Origin of the sequence: Acinetobacter sp. BMW17, assembly GCF_001592855.1 — a bacterium.
Classification (GTDB): Bacteria; Pseudomonadota; Gammaproteobacteria; order Pseudomonadales; family Moraxellaceae; genus Acinetobacter; species Acinetobacter johnsonii.
In genome coordinates this window covers 1-779 of the sequence record NZ_LSOD01000057.1, presented here as the reverse complement: position 1 = coordinate 779, position 779 = coordinate 1, and the positions used below count along the sequence as shown (strand labels likewise).

Here is a 779-nt window from a genome sequence, read left to right as displayed (position 1 = left end):
GCTACTGAATGTAAGTCGCTGACCCATTATACAAAAGGTACGCAGTCACCGAACAAGTCGGCTCCCACTGCTTGTATGCATGCGGTTTCAGGATCTATTTCACTCCCCTCACAGGGGTTCTTTTCGCCTTTCCCTCACGGTACTGGTTCACTATCGGTCAGTCAGGAGTATTTAGCCTTGGAGGATGGTCCCCCCATATTCAGACAAGGTTTCACGTGCCCCGCCCTACTCGACATCATCATATAAGCCCTTTCGTGTACAGGACTATCACCCACTATGGTTGCACTTCCCAGAGCATTCCACTAGAACTTATATGACTTAATGGGCTTTTCCCCGTTCGCTCGCCGCTACTGAGGGAATCTCAATTGATTTCTTTTCCTAAGGGTACTGAGATGTTTCACTTCCCCTCGTTCGCCTCGTATGACTATGTATTCATCATACGATACCTGCCTTATGACAGGTGGGTTTCCCCATTCAGAAATCTCCGGATCACAGGATATTTGCCGCCTCCCCGGAGCTTATCGCAGGCTATTACGTCTTTCATCGCCTCTGACTGCCAAGGCATCCACCACATGCACTTAATTACTTGACTATACAACCCCAAACAGTCGTAGCACCTACAAGTAGTACTAGGACAGATCGATTGCTCGATCATACAGTTTGTTGCTCTGTGTACTTAAACACCGTACAGCTTCAATTCAATTCACATACCAAAACGCTTGATTCAGTTAATTTCGCTAGTAACTCATTTCTTCAATCTTCATCAATCAGTAATAAAT

1 rRNA gene is annotated in these 779 nt (G+C 46.0%); it reads right to left on the bottom strand.

Annotated features, from left to right (window positions below):
* Positions 1-592: ribosomal RNA gene (locus tag AXW61_RS16955) — 23S ribosomal RNA — on the bottom strand; the annotation flags it as partial.
* Between the last annotated feature and the right edge of the window lie 187 nt (positions 593-779).